At 31.8% G+C, this 18,470-nt stretch carries 17 protein-coding genes, 2 pseudogenes and 1 riboswitch; of the genes and pseudogenes, 2 read left to right on the top strand and 17 right to left on the bottom strand.

The genetic code is table 11. From position 1 onward, the window contains the following. Positions 1-13: 13 nt before the first annotated feature. The 5 genes and pseudogenes from der to cmk all read right to left on the bottom strand — a co-directional run bounded on the left by der (position 14) and on the right by cmk (position 4,092). Entirely contained in the window at positions 14-1,324 is a 1,311-nt protein-coding gene (gene der, locus NSS86_RS06010; protein ID WP_000165530.1) for a ribosome biogenesis GTPase Der, read from the bottom strand. A 221-nt stretch (positions 1,325-1,545) separates the two neighbouring features. Next, positions 1,546-2,721, bottom strand: a complete 1,176-nt coding sequence (rpsA, locus tag NSS86_RS06015) for a 30S ribosomal protein S1 (RefSeq protein ID WP_000133961.1) — start codon at positions 2,719-2,721, stop codon at positions 1,546-1,548. 256 nt (positions 2,722-2,977) lie between these two features. Then, positions 2,978-3,169 (bottom strand): hypothetical protein, encoded by a 192-nt coding sequence (locus NSS86_RS06020; protein WP_001800578.1) that lies wholly within the window; start codon positions 3,167-3,169, stop codon positions 2,978-2,980. Between the two features lie 119 nt (positions 3,170-3,288). Further along, positions 3,289-3,402 (bottom strand): annotated as a pseudogene (locus NSS86_RS06025) (hypothetical protein); the annotation flags it as partial. 30 nt (positions 3,403-3,432) lie between these two features. After that, the gene (cmk, locus tag NSS86_RS06030; RefSeq protein ID WP_000644391.1) at positions 3,433-4,092 is read right to left on the bottom strand and encodes a (d)CMP kinase; all 660 of its coding nucleotides are present in this window, start codon (positions 4,090-4,092) and stop codon (positions 3,433-3,435) included. Positions 4,093-4,168: 76 nt separating this feature from the next. On the opposite strand from cmk, the gene NSS86_RS06035 reads away from it, so the two are divergent. Further along, the gene (locus tag NSS86_RS06035; protein ID WP_000681756.1) at positions 4,169-5,137 is read left to right on the top strand and encodes an asparaginase; all 969 of its coding nucleotides are present in this window, start codon (positions 4,169-4,171) and stop codon (positions 5,135-5,137) included. 114 nt (positions 5,138-5,251) lie between these two features. Here the strand turns inward: NSS86_RS06035 and ypdA are convergent, their stop codons facing one another. From ypdA to NSS86_RS06060, 5 genes are all read right to left on the bottom strand, one after another. Further along, positions 5,252-6,238 carry a bacillithiol disulfide reductase YpdA gene (ypdA, locus tag NSS86_RS06040; RefSeq protein WP_001174258.1) on the bottom strand — a complete coding sequence of 329 codons (987 nt, stop codon included), beginning with the start codon at positions 6,236-6,238 and terminating at the stop codon, positions 5,252-5,254. Between the two features lie 160 nt (positions 6,239-6,398). Continuing rightward, entirely contained in the window at positions 6,399-6,515 is a 117-nt protein-coding gene (locus NSS86_RS06045; protein ID WP_031764458.1) for a hypothetical protein, read from the bottom strand. 124 nt (positions 6,516-6,639) lie between these two features. Continuing rightward, positions 6,640-8,100 carry an elastin-binding protein EbpS gene (gene ebpS, locus NSS86_RS06050; RefSeq protein WP_000069291.1) on the bottom strand — a complete coding sequence of 487 codons (1,461 nt, stop codon included), beginning with the start codon at positions 8,098-8,100 and terminating at the stop codon, positions 6,640-6,642. Positions 8,101-8,252: 152 nt separating this feature from the next. Beyond that, complete coding sequence (locus tag NSS86_RS06055; RefSeq protein WP_000902099.1) at positions 8,253-9,632, bottom strand: ATP-dependent DNA helicase RecQ; 1,380 nt, start codon at positions 9,630-9,632, stop codon at positions 8,253-8,255. After that, positions 9,622-10,575 (bottom strand): helix-turn-helix domain-containing protein, encoded by a 954-nt coding sequence (locus NSS86_RS06060; RefSeq protein ID WP_001163801.1) that lies wholly within the window; start codon positions 10,573-10,575, stop codon positions 9,622-9,624. Before NSS86_RS06060 ends, NSS86_RS06055 begins: the two co-directional genes overlap by 11 nt. A gap of 107 nt (positions 10,576-10,682) precedes the next feature. Here NSS86_RS06060 and NSS86_RS06065 point away from each other — a divergent pair, with 107 nt between their 5' ends. Further along, positions 10,683-10,931 carry a ferredoxin gene (locus NSS86_RS06065; protein ID WP_001151997.1) on the top strand — a complete coding sequence of 83 codons (249 nt, stop codon included), beginning with the start codon at positions 10,683-10,685 and terminating at the stop codon, positions 10,929-10,931. 105 nt (positions 10,932-11,036) lie between these two features. On the opposite strand, the gene NSS86_RS06070 is transcribed toward NSS86_RS06065, so the two are convergent. From NSS86_RS06070 to NSS86_RS06100, 7 genes and pseudogenes are all read right to left on the bottom strand, one after another. Next, positions 11,037-11,582 carry an ECF transporter S component gene (locus NSS86_RS06070; RefSeq protein ID WP_001186912.1) on the bottom strand — a complete coding sequence of 182 codons (546 nt, stop codon included), beginning with the start codon at positions 11,580-11,582 and terminating at the stop codon, positions 11,037-11,039. A gap of 61 nt (positions 11,583-11,643) precedes the next feature. Next, positions 11,644-11,778: riboswitch (FMN riboswitch) on the bottom strand. A gap of 205 nt (positions 11,779-11,983) precedes the next feature. Continuing rightward, on the bottom strand, positions 11,984-12,940 hold the full coding sequence (locus NSS86_RS06075; protein WP_000913227.1) for a DUF1672 family protein: 957 nt from the start codon (positions 12,938-12,940) through the stop codon (positions 11,984-11,986). A gap of 38 nt (positions 12,941-12,978) precedes the next feature. Beyond that, positions 12,979-13,339, bottom strand: a pseudogene (locus NSS86_RS06080) (hypothetical protein); the annotation flags it as partial. A gap of 71 nt (positions 13,340-13,410) precedes the next feature. After that, the gene (locus tag NSS86_RS06085) at positions 13,411-14,307 is read right to left on the bottom strand and encodes a DUF1672 domain-containing protein (RefSeq protein WP_000476354.1); all 897 of its coding nucleotides are present in this window, start codon (positions 14,305-14,307) and stop codon (positions 13,411-13,413) included. Between the two features lie 57 nt (positions 14,308-14,364). After that, complete coding sequence (locus tag NSS86_RS06090; RefSeq protein WP_073429754.1) at positions 14,365-15,270, bottom strand: DUF1672 domain-containing protein; 906 nt, start codon at positions 15,268-15,270, stop codon at positions 14,365-14,367. A gap of 89 nt (positions 15,271-15,359) precedes the next feature. Then, complete coding sequence (locus NSS86_RS06095; protein WP_001033761.1) at positions 15,360-17,522, bottom strand: hypothetical protein; 2,163 nt, start codon at positions 17,520-17,522, stop codon at positions 15,360-15,362. Continuing rightward, complete coding sequence (locus NSS86_RS06100) at positions 17,515-18,441, bottom strand: DUF1672 domain-containing protein (protein WP_001557355.1); 927 nt, start codon at positions 18,439-18,441, stop codon at positions 17,515-17,517. The genes NSS86_RS06095 and NSS86_RS06100 overlap by 8 nt, the downstream gene beginning before the upstream one ends. Positions 18,442-18,470 lie beyond the last annotated feature (29 nt).

The raw sequence follows: 18,470 nt of genomic DNA on the forward strand, positions 1-18,470 counted from the left end.
TATCCCCCAATCGTTAATTTCTCTTTCGAGCTATAATATGAATTGGTGTACCTTCAAAACCAAAAGCGGCACGGATTTGATTCTCTAAATAGCGTTTATAAGAAAAATGCATTAATTCTACATCATTAACAAATACAACAAATGTCGGTGGTTCTATAGCAACTTGTGTTGCATAAAAGACATTCAAACGTCTACCTTTGTCTGTTGGTGTAGGGTTCATGGAAATTGCATCAGTAACAACTTCATTTAAAGTTGAACTTTGAACACGTTTTTTATGGTTTTCACTTGCTTCATTAATGTAAGGGAATAATGTACGTAATCTTGTGCGTTCTTTAGCAGACACAAAAGCAATTTGTGCATAATCTAAAAATTGGAATTCTTTACGTACTTCATCTTCAAATTTCTTCATCGTTTTACTATCTTTTTCCACAGTATCCCATTTATTTACGACAATCACGACTGCTTTACCTTGTTCATGTGCATATCCTGCAACACGTTTATCTTGTTCAATGATGCCTTGTTCTGCATCAATGACCACTAAAACAACATTTGAACGTTCAATCGCTTTTAAAGCTCTTAGTACTGAATATTTCTCAGTTGATTCATATACTTTTCCTTTTTTACGCATACCAGCAGTATCGATTAAAACATAATCTTGTCCATCATAACTATACTCTGTATCAATAGCGTCTCTCGTTGTCCCTGCAACATTAGAAACGATAACGCGATCTTCACCTAAAATAGCATTTACTAAACTTGATTTACCTACGTTTGGTCGTCCAATAATGGATAGTCGAATTGTATCTTCATCATAAGGATCTTCTTCCTCTTCACCAAAATGAGAAACAACTGCATCTAACAAGTCACCAAGACCTAAACCATGTGACCCTGATATCGGATACGGTTCACCAAATCCTAATGAATAGAAATCATACACGTCTGTACGCATTTCCATATTATCTACTTTGTTAACCGCTAATACGACCGGTTTTTTAGATTTGTATAAAATTTGAGCGACCATTTCATCGCTTTGTGTCAATCCTTCACGCACGTTAACCATAAAAATAATAACATCCGCTTCATCTATGGCGATTTCTGCCTGCGCTCTAATTTGTGTTTGGAATGGTGCATCACCAATTTCAATACCACCTGTATCAATAATATTGAAATCATGTGTTAACCATTCACCTGAAGAATAAATACGATCTCGTGTTACACCTGGCGTGTCTTCCACAATCGAAACACGTTCTCCAACTATTCTATTAAAAATTGTAGATTTACCTACATTAGGCCTACCTACAATAGCTACTATAGGTTTAGTCATAAGCTAACTTCCTCTCTTTCTTATATCTTTTTAATAATATCACATGAGACTGTGTATTCAAAATGAGTTTATTACTGTAATGATAAAAATCAGCACTTAAAACTTTATCTTTTTAAACACTTAGTTAAATTTGTCCACGTTATCATTCCGAGTATATTTTGTTACATAAAAATACTCCACATGCAATCATAAACATGTGGAGTTGACTATTAAATATTAAATTATAGTTTAAGATTTTTAAGTTTATCACCAATCATATCGCCAATTGTTGGATTATCTTCTTCTTCGTTTTCTAAGTACGCCTTAGTCGTAGAAGGATCACTTTCAACAACATCTTCGTTTGGTAATGTTGCTTTAATAGATAGTGATACTCTTTCATTCTCTTCATCAATACCTAATATTTTAACATTTACTTGTTGACCAGGTTCTAACACTTCACCTGGCGTACCAATGTGTTTGTGTGCAATTTCAGAAATATGTACAAGTCCTTGTACACCTGGTGCAATTTCAACAAATGCACCAAAGTTTGCCAATCTTACTACGACACCTTCAATGACATCATTTTCGTGGAATTGACCTTTAATATTTTCGAAAGGTGTTGGTAACGTATCTTTGATTGATAATGAAATACGTTCTGTATCTCTATCAATAGATTTAATTTTAACTTTAACATCTTGACCAATTGAAACTACTTCTTCTGGTGTTTGAACATGTTCGTGAGAAAGTTCAGATACATGCACTAAACCATCAACACCACCAATGTCTATAAATGCACCAAATTGAGTTAAACGCGCTACTTTACCATGAATAACATCGCCTTCATTTAAAGATTGTAATAATTGATCTTTTTTAGCATCGTTTTCTTCTTGTTCAACTGCTTTACGGCTTAAAATGACTCTATTATTTTCAGGATCCAATTCTTCAACTTTAATACGAATTGTTTGTCCATCAAACACAGAGAAATCCTCAATGAAGTCTGTTGAAATTAGTGAAGCCGGAACAAAACCTCTTTGTCCTACATCAACAACCAAACCACCTTTAACTACTTCTGTTACTTTCGCTTCGATGATTTCATTATTATCTAATTTTTCTTGTAAATAACTATAAGACTTCTCAGTTTCAAGTTGTCTTCTAGATAAGATGTAAGCTCCAGTTTCATTTTCTTCATCAAACTCAACTTTAGTGACATATGCTTCAACTTCGTCGCCCTCTTTTACAACTTCACTTGGGCTATCAATATGATGCGTAGATAGTTGACTAATAGGAATAATCCCATTAAATTTACCACCGTTGATATGAACAACAACTTGCTTGTCTTCAACTTGTTGTACCTCGCCAGTGACTTTGTCACCTTCTTTAATATCGTTAATCATTGATTCATTGAATTCTTCAGTCATCTTGTTTGCCTCCTTATACACTACATATTTATAACATCTTATAAACTGACAGAATTGTCAAGAAATTCTACCTTTATTACATTTAGTAAATTAGTTGTATCCATAAATATGTCACTTAATCTCATTCTGTAAATTAGTTGGACATATATTTATTACAACCATATATTCAAACAAGTAATAAAGTCCGCTATGTTTATACATATTTTTTGTATAAAAATTAGCATAGCTTACTATTTTGTTTTATAAGTCTGTCATTTCATTGTTCTCTACAAGATATATTATAGTAAAATTTTATACTTTTATAAAACAAAAAGCCACGCAAATAAGCAACTTTTACATTTGAATAGTAAGAAGACCGTATATAGTGCATCTTTCTCGAATTATTACATAGGACATTTTTTGTGACTAAATCAACTTCTTTTGCAATATTTAGATTTGTAACACTCATTTTCTTACCATTTGTAAAATGCTTTATGAATGTAATGAATTATTTTTGGAATTCTAATAATTCACCTTTATTATTTCTTTTTACTTTTTGAAAAACTTACACAATTCACTGACGCATGAACTTTTACCAAAAATAAAAAGGCAACTTTCATTCATCATTGAATAAAAATCACCTTTTAATTTGAGTAAATCATTATCAGCACATTCATTTTGTATATGCGTTAAGCGTTGCACATTACAAATAGATAGTTATGACTTATTAGATTATTTAATTTGACTCACCATCGCTAAAATTTCGTCAGTAACTTCTTCAATCGACTTGCCTGTCGTATCTAATGTCACTGCATCATCTGCTTTTCTTAATGGTGATATTTCACGGTTCATGTCATATTGATCACGAGCTTCAATATCACGTTTTAAATCTTCAAAATTTGATTCGATACCTCTTAATTGATTATCTTTATATCTTCTTTCTGCTCGCTCTTCAACTGATGCAATCATATATACTTTTAAATCTGCATCTGGTAGCACTACAGTTCCGATATCGCGACCATCCATTACGATACCTTTTTCTGCAGCTAACTCTTTTTGTTTTTTAACGGCGAATGAACGTACTGGCTCTTTAGATGCAACGTATGAAACATGTTGCGTCACATCATTATTTCTTAAAAAGTCTGTTACATCTTCGTTATCTAAAATGACACATTGACCTTTATCTGCTTTATAAGTTAAATCTAATGTTGTTTGGTCAACTAGTTTTGCAAAGTCCTCAGTTTTGTTTAATTTTAAATATTTGTATGTTAATGCACGATACATTGCTCCTGTATCGACATAAATCATTGATAGTTCGCTGGCTACACGTTTCGCAATTGTACTTTTTCCGGCAGCAGCTGGACCATCTAATGCAATATTAATGGCTTTCATGCGTCATTTCCCTTCCTTGTCGTTTTATGAATAATATTTTATCATAATTAGGTAAATTAAATATAGGAGGAAATATATGAAACATCTACTTGTTATTCATACTGGTGGCACCATTAGTATGTCACAAGACCAATCTAATAAAGTAGTAACAAATGATATCAACCCTATTTCAATGCATCAAGATGTCATAAATCAATATGCACAAATAGATGAATTAAATCCTTTTAATGTACCATCACCTCATATGACAATCCAACATGTTAAACAATTAAAGGATATTATTTTAGAAGCAGTAACAAATAAATATTATGATGGTTTCGTTATCACGCATGGTACCGATACGTTAGAAGAAACTGCCTTTTTACTTGATTTAATATTAGGTATCGAGCAACCTGTTGTTATTACTGGCGCAATGCGCTCGTCTAATGAAATTGGTTCTGACGGATTATATAATTATATTTCCGCTATTCGCGTTGCCTCTGATGAAAAGGCCCGTCATAAAGGCGTGATGGTTGTATTTAATGATGAAATTCATACGGCGCGTAATGTTACCAAAACACATACGTCTAATACAAACACATTTCAAAGTCCAAATCATGGTCCGCTAGGTGTATTGACAAAGGATCGTGTGCAATTCCATCATATGCCATATCGCCAACAAGCATTGGAAAATGTCAATGACAAACTAAATGTACCATTAGTAAAAGCATATATGGGTATGCCAGGTGACATTTTTAGTTTTTATAGTCGTGAAGGTATCGATGGTATGGTTATTGAAGCGTTAGGACAAGGCAACATACCTCCAAGCGCATTAGAAGGCATTCAACAATTAGTATCTTTAAATATACCTATTGTGCTAGTTTCACGTTCCTTTAATGGTATTGTGAGTCCAACTTACGCATACGATGGTGGTGGTTACCAACTCGCACAACAAGGTTTTATTTTTTCTAACGGTTTGAATGGTCCAAAAGCAAGATTAAAATTATTAGTTGCGTTAAGCAACAATTTAGATAAAGCTGAAATCAAATCATATTTTGAATTATAATGAATACGTAACATAAAAAGGTCTATGTACAATAATTAGTCATCAACCTCATTTGACATATCATGAATGTCAGTCGTTGTAAAACTAAGTTATTTAGTACATAGACCTTTATTTTTATGATTCTAACGGCGTTTGTTTCTTAGCTAGCATGTTTTGAGCAATAATGCCACCGTGGAATTTACCATTTTCAATAAAAATGGTATTCGCATCGTTCCCTGCAGCAATTACACCTGCAATATAGCAATTTTCGATATTTGTTTCGTATGTTTCTTTATTATACATAGGCGCTGTTCCAAATTCATTTGTATTAATTTGAATGCCTACAGATTTTAAAAATTCATAATCGGGATGATAACCAATCATCGCAAATACATAATCATTGTGTATTGTTTTACTTTCACCATTTACTTCATAAGTCACAGTATCTTCAGTTATTTGGGTAACATTAGCATTAAATTCCATGTCAATTTTTTCATGATTTACTAATGCTGTGAAATTTGGAAGTATCCACGGTTTAATTGAAGGCGAATAATCTCCACCACGATATAGAACCGTCACGTTAGCACCAGCTTTTTCCAACTCCAAAGCAGCATCGATAGCCGAATTCTTACCACCAATAATAACAACATCTTGATCAAAATACGGATGTGCCTCTTTAAAATAATGGAACACTTTAGGTAAATCCGCTCCTTCAACTTCTAATGTATTATGCTGACCATAATAGCCTGTCGCGATTGTTAAAAATCGACATTCATAAACATCTTTCGTCGTAGTAATAGTAAATTTATTATTCATTTTTTTAACAGTTAATACTTCTTCAAATGCATTTACTTTTAATTGATGATGTTTTACAACTTCTCGGTAATAAACTAGCGCTTGATTACGTCTTGGTTTACTTTCTTCAACGATAAACGGTACGTCCCCAATACTTAATTTATCACTTGATGAGAAAAATGTTTGGTGAGTAGGATAATTATAGATTGATTCAACGACATTCCCCTTTTCAATAATTAAGGTATCAATACCTTTTCTTTTTTGTTCAATAGCCGCACTTAATCCGCATGGCCCTCCACCAATTATGATACTTTCAACTTTTTGCATTGTTTCGGCCTCCTTTAATCCCAAACTATTATAACAGTTCAGTGATTGATGCGCTAAGTCTGTGCTTGAAGATTTATGATATATTTTTGACAATTTGTTTAATGTGCATAGAGAATTGTTAGCTACGGAGTTGAATAACACTACAATTTAATATGTTGATTTATTTTTTATTCTCCCTCGTTAAATTTGTTGATTGTGGTGTTTTATCTTTTTGATGACTATTTAAAAAGTTTAATTGATATGCCAATATTCGAAACAAGACCTTGTTAAATAACAAACTTTGAAAAATGAAAAAACCGCTACATACTTATAAGCGCAATTTAAGTTCTCCAAAATATTTAGAGATACTTATAATATGCACGTTTGTATATAGCAGTTCAGTTACAATTTATATAGTTATATTATGGAATAACGATTTGTTGACCGTTTCTAATATTGTTACCACTTAAACCATTGGCACGTCTAATTTTTTCAACATTTTCCGGTGAACCTGAACCGTAGTATTGAATTGCGATACGGTATAAGTTTTCTTGACCATTCACTGTATGTCTTTGGCCACCACCTTGACGTTGTTGTTGCTGTTGTTGATTTTGATTAGCTTGTTGTTGATTTTGATTATTTTGTGCTTGATTGTTCGCTTGATTAGCGTTGTTTTGATCATTATCAGATTCATCTTTAGTCGCTTTGTCTTGATCCTCTTTTGATTTATCACTGTCTGTAGATTTTGATTTATCTTTAGAAGCGTCTTTAGATGTGTCTTTGTCTTTACTTTCATCAGCATTATTTTTATTTGTATTCGCGATTTTATTTTCTTTTGTACCATTATTATGATTGTTTAATGCCATGCCTCCAAATATCGCTAATGCACCGATAATTAGTACAGCTGCAATTAATGGTAACAATACTTTGGCCATGCCACCTTTTTTACGTTCTTTATCTCTGTCATGATTGTCATGTTCATCATGGTTTTGGCTTGCATTATTAGAGGCATGTGGTTTTGAAGCGGCAGAAGCACTTTTACTTGCTGCGCCTCCAGCCAAACCTGCTGTTCCAGCACCGATCGCTGCACCTTTTTTGCCATTATGATGATCTTTAGACTTATCTTGAGACGCTTTATCCTCAGTCGAGTTATTCGACTTGTCAGAATTACTTTTGTTTTGAGCGTCATTTGAATGTTTCTTAGCTTTAGAAACACCCATTGCACCAGCTGCACCTGCAACACCCGCTGTTCCAGCACCAATTGCTGCGCCTTTTTTACCACTATGATGATCTTTAGATTCATCTTTGTCTTGCTTAACAGTTACATCATCATGTTTATCTTTTGATGTATTTGCTTGGTTAGCACCTGTTGCAAAATATGGTTTAGGTTGCTGAGATTGTTCAGCTTTACTCTTATCAGAAACTGTTGAATGCTCAGTGTTATTTTCTGCATCTTTAATAGTCTCGTGTTTATCATTGTCTTCGATTGGTTCTGGATGTGATTTATCCATTGCAAAAGCATTCTTATTATAATATTCCTCTTCATGTTGAGGTGTACTGTCTTGATGGCTAGGTTCTTGACTTTCAGTACTGTGTGATGATTCGACTTGACGATCATCTATTGTGCCAGCCTCATTTTGAACATTGTCTTCAGATGTTTGTGATTCATTGTGAACTTGCTTATTATGATTCGTTGCTAAATCACGGCGTCTTTTTCTTCTTTGGGCATTTCTTGGCGGAAACTGTTGCTCCGTATTCTCTATTGTATCCTGATGTTCTAATTCTGATTGGTCTTTTTCAACATCTTCCGTATGGTCTTGATGTGAATTTGTGTCTATCGATTGACGATTTTTTTCAAAGTCATCTTTAAAATTATTAGACATAGCCATCTTCCTTTCTATTCTATTACAATGATTTTACATAAAATATACCCACATGACATATGTTTATGTATATTTTTCAAAATTATTTCAATCATTTTTCAATTGTGTATACACTAATTATAGCTTGTCAATTTTCTTTTAGTAAAGTAATACTATCTGAGAAATAAATTTTGCAACTTTTCATCAAATCCAATACTTCTAATTACCTTCTTCTTATTTAAAATTACGATATCAGTTATATTAGAATCATTGTCACAACATCGATCTTGTGCCGGTGGATATTCACCGAAAAATTCTAATAAATACTTCCGTCTACATTGATCCAATTTGCAATAGCCAATCATGCGAAAGAATCCTAATTGCTTTCGTTTAAATGATTGCTTAAATATCTGTTTCAAGGCGCCGATACTATAGAATGAATGCAACGTTGTCAAAACGTCTTGTTTATCGGGTGCTAAAAATTCTCCTATTTCGAAATTTTGTACATCTTCTTCTGTTATCATATCTGCAAATAATAACGTTTCTAAAATATATTTATCGTCCGGTTGAAATAAACTAATTGCCTGACTTAGTTCACCATCGCGACCTGCACGGCCAATTTCTTGAATGTAGTTAGAAGGACTTGTTGAAAGATGAAAGTGAATGATTGTGCGAATATCTTTTTTATTAATACCCATACCAAAAGCACTCGTTGCGACTATAATCGGAATATCATTATTTAAAAATTGTTGTTGAACTGTGTGTCGCTCTTGATAATTCATATCACCATGATAAATGCCAGTAAGAAAACCTGAATCATAAATAAGTTGCGCTAAATTCAGACACATCTTTTTCGATGAGACATAGATAATCGTTGGTCCCGACTGTTGTAGAAACGGCAGCAACCACTCAATTTTATCTTCATCATCATGAAAATTAAGATGCTTAAAGCTTATGTTTGGGCGATTCATTGTAGTTTTAATAACGTTGAATTGAATCGCTAACATTTCCGTCAAATCATCTTGTAAATGCGGTGGTGCAGTTGCTGTCAACGCTAAGACAACCGCTTCTTTAAAATGCTTTGTTACTTTTCCTATTAGAGCATAATGTGGTCTGAAATCATATCCCCATTCAGATAGGCAATGTGCTTCATCTAGAACAATCATGCCAAAGTCTATCATAGATATTAATTTAAAATTTGACGGTTGCAGGAGAAATTCTGGACTTAGAAAGATGAAGCGGCTATGTAGTAAACATTTAATATTATGCTTTTTCTCAATTTCATCCATACCAGAGTGAATACATGTTACACGTTTTTCTCCATTTATTTTCAACTGCATAACTTGGTCATCCATTAAAGATATTAACGGTGAGATAATTAATGTCGGCTTACCTGATAAATACGTAGGTATTTGATAACACAAACTCTTTCCACTTCCAGTTGGAAGAATACCTAGAGTGTGTTGTTGAGACATTATACTTTCTATAATTTCCTGTTGTCCCGGTTTAAAATTCTCGAAGCCAAATTTGTTTCGTAAAATATCATGCAACATTCAGATCACCTCTTTCAAATCCAACGATTAATACTTTTAATTGAAAATATGATAACGTGTCAAATTGTTCTTTGTAAAATTTTAATCGTTCGCCACGATGTTGTTGATAAAAATTCAAAAACTGGAGTTGATCTTCTAGTTCAACATAATCATCGTAATTAGACATGTAACCTTTGATTAAGATTTCAAGTACATGATCTTCGATAGTATTGATTTTAACTTGTTGTTGAGCCGCTATATCTTCCATCGTGAATTGTTCAAGCAATTTTGTATAAGTAATATAAGTTTGATTTAATAATGTAGGTTTCATTATTATTTTTGATAAAATAGTATATTCTCCACTTTCTAATTCAAACATCATTGTCACTAAATTATTCATTTCGTATTCAAACAATTGCTGTTGAGATAGTTTTTCTATTAAACTAACTTGCTGTCTCGTATACATTGGTTCATCATAGCCTTGCAAATAATAATGTAAGTAACATGGCCCTTTTAAAGTTATTGCTTTAAACAAGTTATGTAGTTCATTTTCAAAGTCAATTTGTAATTGGTTTTCTTTAATGTAGTTATAGACAATCTTTACAGTTTCTTGTATCTTATTATTTTGAGAGATTGGTACAAAATGAAAAACATGTTGTTTGGTATTAGACATGGTTTGCACTAATAGTTGAATTGCTTGAAATGTTTGCCCCATGCTTTCAAATGTATATCTAGGATGCAACATGATTTCCATTTCAGCATTAAATTCATTGATTTTTTCTAAAAATAGCTCAAAAGACGGATATTTTAATAGTGGTAAACTGTGATATAATGACAACTGTTGTTGACTACAAGCGTCAAAAAAGGTTTGGTGAGATTTCTTACCAACTAAGATATTGTAAATACTTTTATTTGTTTTATAGTTAAATGTTTGTTGTAATGCTGTTTTTATAATGTGTTGCAAATTTAACCCTCACTCTGTAAAACGGATAATTTGAAAATAAAAATGATGCTGTCTAAAATTTTAGTCACATTACTATTTTAGCATTTTTATCAAAGGAGGCGAAGACATTGGCAAAATATACAATCGTTGATATGGATACTTGTATTGCATGTGGTGCATGCGGTGCAGCAGCGCCAGATATATATGATTACGACGACGAAGGTATTGCTTTCGTAATCCTTGACGATAACCAAGGTACTGCAGAAGTACCTGAGGAATTATATGAAGATATGGAAGATGCAATTGATGGATGCCCTACAGATTCTATTAAAATTGCAGACGAATCATTTGATGGGGACGCTTTAAAATTTGAATAATTGATTTTTTAGACAAATGTTCTATAGAAAAAGCAGGCAAGCTATCGTTTATTGATAGTCACCTGCTTTTTATTATTATGTGTATATTATTTTGCTTTAATTTGATTAAATTCTTTTCAAGAAATTCGCAAGCCTTCTATATAGTAAAATAAATACAATAGAAATGACGATACCTTTAATAATATTGAATGGTATAATTCCTGATACAATGATTACTTTAAGATTATTTGCGATATCAGCTAAGTTAAATATCATACCGTACAAAGGTAATAGAACGAAATAGTTCAAAATACTCAACACGATAGTCATAACGATTGTTGCAATGATTAATCCAGTAATCAAAGATTTTGTTGAACGTTTATTTTTATAGATGGCGTAAGCAGTTAATAAGAAACTTGCGCCTGCTAAAAAGTTAGCAAACGGCCCAACTGGATCGCCCATACTAAATAAGTAGTTCAGCAAGTTTTTAACCAGTGCAACTACGATACCGGCAACTGGTCCAAACGTAAATGTAGCTAGTAGTGACGGTACATCACTAAAATCTAAAGTTAAGTATGGTGGCAAAAATGGTATAGGAAACTTGATAAAAGTTAACACAAACGCAATCGCGCTCAACATACTTATTGTGATAAGACGTTTATTTTGTTGCATATTCAATTTTCTCCTTCCATTCATCTCGTAAGAATAGGAGGATTATTGCACAACAAAAAACCTCCATCTTCTCCCATCCAGACTATACTGTCGGCTCTAGAATCTCACTAGATCAGCCACTAATATGATACATACTAGCAGGTCGCAGGCTTTATTTACTGCCGGTTGGGAATTACACCCGACCCCGAAGATGAATTTTACATTATTAAATTTAATTCTCATTAATTTTATACTATATATCACAAAACCTCAATAACTATGCTTTAATTAGATCATAGTTACATTATTGGAGAGTGATACATTGGTGATTTGAGTTCATTGGTTGGATAGGTTTGATTGGTTTGTGGTTTTAACTGTTGTTGAGATGGCTTTTTTGAACCTACCTTTTTATTGTTATTAGTTTAATCATTCGTGTTAGCTTTTTCATGATTAAATACACCTACTTCTATTACTTCCTTCTTACTATAGTTAGGTCTTTTTGTATTTATATATTTATTAGAAATTTGAAGAGAAACATTCAAATCATGAGGAATATTCTTTTTCTTTTTTAGTACTTCAGAAAAATCAATCATCTCGTCTATTGTATTATCTTTAGTAAAATTATCTTTAGTACTAAATAAAGTTGTAACAACATATGGACGTGATTTATCTTTAAGTTGTTTTTTTGAGTTTCTCATACCGTCCCTAAAAGACTTATCATCCTCTTTGATTAAGGGTTGAAAATACCTTTTATATTCATCTAAAGTATATGGAATTGCAGTCAAATAATAATACTCATTTCTAAAACCACTATTCTGCGTTTTCATAATTGCATTTTCAGTATAACCAGTATATTTATATTTACTTTTATATTCTTTTAAAACTTCTGTTAAATTATCCAACTCTTCCTTATGTGCTCGATATTCAAAACCACTCAACACTGTACCAACTAAAGTACTCATATCATCGCCTTTATCCTCACTTCTTAATGAGCTATCACTGTCAATAATTGATTTGTCAAATGGAATACTCGCATTAAATACGATATCGTGGTCATCACAATGCACGTATACTTCTACGCCGTCGCCACTACCTACAACATTCGTAGCTTTAACTTTTAGACCGAAGTTATCCATAAAAAATTGTTCGCCACGTTTAGCAATTTTATCTTTATGCTTCTTCGCAAATTCAATCGCATCTTTTTCTGCAGGCGGTTGGAATCCTTGGCCTACATATTTTGAAGCTTCCATTTCTTCTGGTACAGATTTCGTTTCTGTATTTGTTTCTGTATTTCTGTCTTTTTTTGATTCATTTTCAATCGTGGAGCACCCTGACAGTACTAGTGCTGCTATTAAGATTAATTTTGCTTTTTTAAGCATATCTCATCACCCATTTATGCGCTTTTATAAGTTTCATTTTGCATATAGTTATACTCACTTAATTTATTTGCATCTTTTAGTTCACCTATATATAAATCTTCAAGTACATATACTTGCGTTAAAAAATCTATTATTTTAATTTAATTATTCATTAATTTAGCATTTTGAAGCCAATCATCTCCAAAACCCGATGATTTTAATGGATTATTTGGATTAATTGCCTCTTTAGATGTTCCTTGATATATTATTGTCTTTTGACCAGTTGGATCTCCCTGATCATTAAGTAGCTCGTAGGTTTTTATATCAACTGCATCTTTCATATTATCGTTATTTTTATCATTAAAATAATCTATTTGTTTGAACCGTTTTCCATTTACTTTAAAATCTTTTTTCATTTATATCTTGATAAACTCAATATCTGCTCAATTCTGCTATGTCTCTATCATTTATTTTAATCACTTTATATTCACTCATCCTTCAATTGGATTTATATCGTCATAAAACGGCTTTTTAGTATTTATACTTGGTTTTCCTAATTGAATAGTAACTTGAGATTTTTGAGGCATATTGGGTTTATCTTTTAATTTATTACTCAATTCAATCACATCATCTACTGTATTGTCTTTAGTAAAGTTTTTCTTAGTAGAAAAAAGTGTAGAAACAACATCAGTATTAGCAGTATAGTTTAGCTCTTTTCTAGCTCGTTGCATACCTTCTTTAAATTCTTTATCCTTTTTATGAATCAATGGTTCGTAATATTTACGATATTCTTTTAAATTTCTTGATAAATATGTAATATAAAAATATTCATTTTGATACCCGACGTTTTGCGTCTTGTTAATTGCTTCTTTAGTAAAACCTGTATATTGATATTTCTTTTCATTTTCTTTTAAAAATTTATATAAATTATCATACTTTTCTTTTTGCGCTCGATATTCAAAGCCACTCAGCACTGTACCCACCATCATACTCATATCATCACCGTTGTCATTACTACGCATTGATCCTTTTTGATGGATGGCATCTTTGTACAAAGGTAGACTTGCATTAAATACAATGCCATGATCTTCGCAATGCACATAAACTTCTACACCATCATCTTTACCTACAACATTTGTAGCTTTAACTTTTAGTCCAAAGTTATCTTTAAAGAATTGTTCACCTACTTTTTCAAATTCTTTACGATGCTTCTTCGCAAATTCAATCGCATCTTTTTCTGCAGGTGGTTGGAAGCCTTGTCCTACATATTTTGAAGCTTCCATTTCTTCTGGTACTGATTTTGTTTCATTGTTGGATTCGTTATTGGTAGTTGAACATCCTGATAGTATTATCGTTGCTATTAAGATTAGTTTAATTCTTTTAAACATAGCCCATCTCCCATTTATGTGTTTGTTTAGAATATAGAGAAATTAGCTGATTTCAAGTCATTCGACCTCAATCCTTATAGACTCATTATCACTGTAATTAACTCGATTAGTGCTAATAGTAGATTTTGCTAGTTGTAAAAATATTTTCGTATTTTCAAAATTAAGGTGTAACTTTTTCGTACTTTCAGACAAATCTAAAACATCATCTAATTTTTTGTCCTTTGAAAAGTTACTACTTCTCGAAAACAATGTTGTATGTACTTCTATTGCAGCTTTATAGCCTACTCCTTTCCTTGCTTGTTTCATACCTTTTTTAAAATTCAGATTATTTTTCTTTATTAGGGGTTCGTAATATTTCCTATATTCTTGGAGCGTCGGTATATTAGCAACTATATAAAAATATTCATTTTCATATCCACTATTTTGTGTTTTGTTAATTGCCTCTTTAGTAAATCCTGTATATTGGTATTTCTTTTCATTTTCTTTTAAAAATTTATATAAATTATCATACTTTTCTTTTTGCGCTCGATATTCAAAGCCACTCAACACTGTACCAACTAAAGTACTCATATCATCGCCTTTATCCTCACTTCTTAATGAGCTATCACTCTCAATTATTGATTTGTCAAATGGAATACTTGCATTAAATACGATGTCGTGGTCATCACAATGCACGAATACTTCTACACCGTCGCCACTACCTACAACATTTGTAGCTTTAACTTTTAGTCCAAAGTTATCCATAAAAAATTGTTCGCCACGTTTAGCAATTTTATCTTTATGCTTCTTCGAAAATTCAATCGCATCTTTTTCTGCAGGTGGTTGGAAGCCTTGTCCTACATATTTTGAAGCTTCCATTTCTTCTGGTACTGATTTTGTTTCATTGTTGGATTCGTTATTGGTAGTTGAACATCCTGATAGTATTATCGTTGCTATTAAGATTAGTTTTGTTCTTTTAAACATAGCTCATCACCCATTTATGTGTTTGTAAAACTTTTATGTTAAAAAAACTACTTATTCTCAAAGAAAACAAGTAGCATTTAATAAATTACTTAGTATACAGCTAGTTTTTCTAATTGTTCTTTAACTTGAATTAAGTTTGACCGTATTAGAGAGGCAGATTGATCCATCGTTTGAATTGCTTGTCCTTCATTTTCGTTCAAGCCATTACAAACAACTTCAAACTGTTGTGCCATTTGATCAAGACGTGCATGAGCTTGTGTGTTTAAAATAAACATATCATCATAATGTGATGGTTCAAATAACATCTGTACAATCAAAGGCTTCATGTTCTTAACAATATCATCTAAATGGTTATCTAAAATTGGTGACACTGCTTTTAAATCATTAAGAAATGGCTCCCATTTGCCTAAAGTATTATCTAATTCTTCTAATTTAGTTTTAATATAATTACAAGTTACATTAGGAATCAGGGACAAAAATTCTTTCTTTTTTACATTTAACATTTCAATTGCATGTCTTAAATTCTTACGTATTTTGGGAATTGTATTAATCAAATATTTTATTACATCAACAATTTTCGATGCATATTCATCATATATACTTTGAACATAGTCTGCTATTTTTTTAATACCATCATCGATATGGTCTTTTAATATTTTCATTTTTCTTCCTAAATAATTAGAAGGTATAACTAGACCCTGTACCATATTTTCGCCGCTACAATTAATTTGGAAATTCCCATCTAAAATTGTTGCATCTTGTTGTTTCATAATACTTCTAATTTCTGCAATTTGCCTACCATAAATATCATTTTGATTTTTTATTCGCTCTATATTCTGTTTCACTACTTTCAAATGTTTCATCATTTCTTCAGATACTCCATCTCTGAAGTCGTGATCTATATTTTTGAAAATTTCTAAAATTTCATTATCTATACTATCATACACTTTTTCTATAAAAGATTTTATACCTTTAAACAACTCATTAATTCTTTCTTTTAATGCATCCAATGCAAAATCAGGTAATAAGTGTTTAACAGCACTAATACTTTCTATTGTTTCATCTGCAACTTCTTCAAGTGAGTTTATTTTACTAATTAAAGTTCTTTCCATTTCTTCTAATTGAAATAAGTTAATCTTATCCTTAAATCCTTCTGATAATTGTTGCTTTCTATCTGCAAAATTTTTATTTTCATTTTCTGAGATGTTAAAACTTTCATTTAAAAAGATTACGCATTCTGCTAACATACCACTAGTTTCACCAGTAATCAGTTTACTCAACGCATCAAGATTTTCTAAATTAAGTTTAATTAAAGTTCCTCTTCCAGAACGTGCAATCGAATCCCCTGTCCAAACATTTATCGGAATTCGCCCATCCATATCTAATGTTATGTTAATAGTCTTTTTTACTTTTTTTCCATTTTTAATTTCTGTATCTTTTACCGACTTAATTTTGATTAGTGGTACAGTATCGTATGTGTTGTCTTTTCTATTTAACTTCCTTTTATAACCTACATGGCTGTCTATTAAAGCATCTAACCTGGGCACACCATCACTAATGTTAACGCGTTTTCCTGGCATATCTTTGATGAATGGATCTTGTAACCATGTTAATAAATCGTTGGTACTATTAAAACTAATCATATTATCAAAGCGTGGTCTAGCAAATTTCTGCCAAGCAGCATAAGGTACCATTGCTGGGTCAGTAGCAACAACTTTTTCATTTGGATGTTTCGCTCCTTGATATTTTGCTCCTGCACCGCCTTCCGAATTACCGCCATCCGCCACAATGGTTTTGTTTTTGTAATTATTTGGACTAACACCATATTTTTGTGTAAAGTTATACTTACTTAATTTATTAGCGTCATTTAGTTTGTCTCTATATAAATCTGCAAATTCGTCTGATTGCTTAAGATAATCCGTTGACTTATTACTATTATCCATTAATTTCGCATTTTGTAACCAATCATCTCCGATATCTAAAGATTTTAATGGATTATTAGGGTTTATTGCCTCATTAGATGTTCCTTGATAAATCATGGTTTGTTCACCAGTTGGTTTTCCTTTTTCATCCAACAATTCATAAATTTTTAAATCTGAGGCACCTTTTTTATTTTTATTTCCATTATCATTATATTCATCAACCTGCTTAAATCTTTTTCCGTTAACTGTAAAATCATTATCTTTATTGATGTCTTGATAAACCCAGTAACTACTCAATTCTGTTAAGTCTCTATCATTAATTTTATTCATCTTCAAATGCTCCAAACGACACTACTTTCTTATCATCAAAACGAGCTTTTTTTGTGCCAATAAGTTTATTTCCTAATTGAGTAGTTATAGTATTCTTGATTGGCATATCTTTTGTTCTTTCAATTTTCTCGGATAAATCTATTACATTATTTATCTTTTCTTTTCTATTTTTTTTATCATTCGTACTAAACAACGTTGCTACTGTATTACTATTAGCAGTATAATCTAACTCTTTTCTAGCTCGTTGCATACCCTCTTTAAATTCTTTATCATTTTTATGAATCAACGGTTCGTAATATTTACGATATTCTTTTAAGTTTCTTGATAAATATGTGATATAAAAGTATTCATTTTGATATCCAACGTTTTGTGTCTTGTTAATTGCCTCTTTTGTAAAGCCTGTATATTGATATTTCTTTTCATTTTCTTTGAAGAATTTATATAAGTTATCATACTTTTCTTTTTGCGCTCGATATTCAAAGCCACTCAGCACTGTACCCACCATCATACTCATATCATCACCATTGTCATTACTGCGCATTGATCCTTTTTGATGGATGGCATCTTTGTACAAAGGTAGACTTGCATTAAATACAATGCCATGATCTTCGCAATGCACATAAACTTCTACACCATCATCTTTACCTACAACATTTGTAGCTTTAACTTTTAGTCCAAAGTTATCTTTAAAGAATTGTTCACCTACTTTTTCAAATTCTTTACGATGCTTCTTCGCAAATTCAATCGCATCTTTTTCTGCAGGTGGTTGGAAGCCTTGTCCTACATATTTTGAAGCTTCCATTTCTTCTGGTACTGATTTTGTTTCTGTATTCGTGTCTTTACTTGATTCATTTTCCATCATGGAACATCCCCCTAAAATTAATGTCGTAGCTAAAACTGATCCAATGAATTTTTTCATATGACACCTCGAATAATTTAATTATTACA

Source organism: Staphylococcus sp. FSL W8-0056 (assembly GCF_037963075.1).
Taxonomy (GTDB): domain Bacteria; phylum Bacillota; class Bacilli; order Staphylococcales; family Staphylococcaceae; genus Staphylococcus; species Staphylococcus aureus.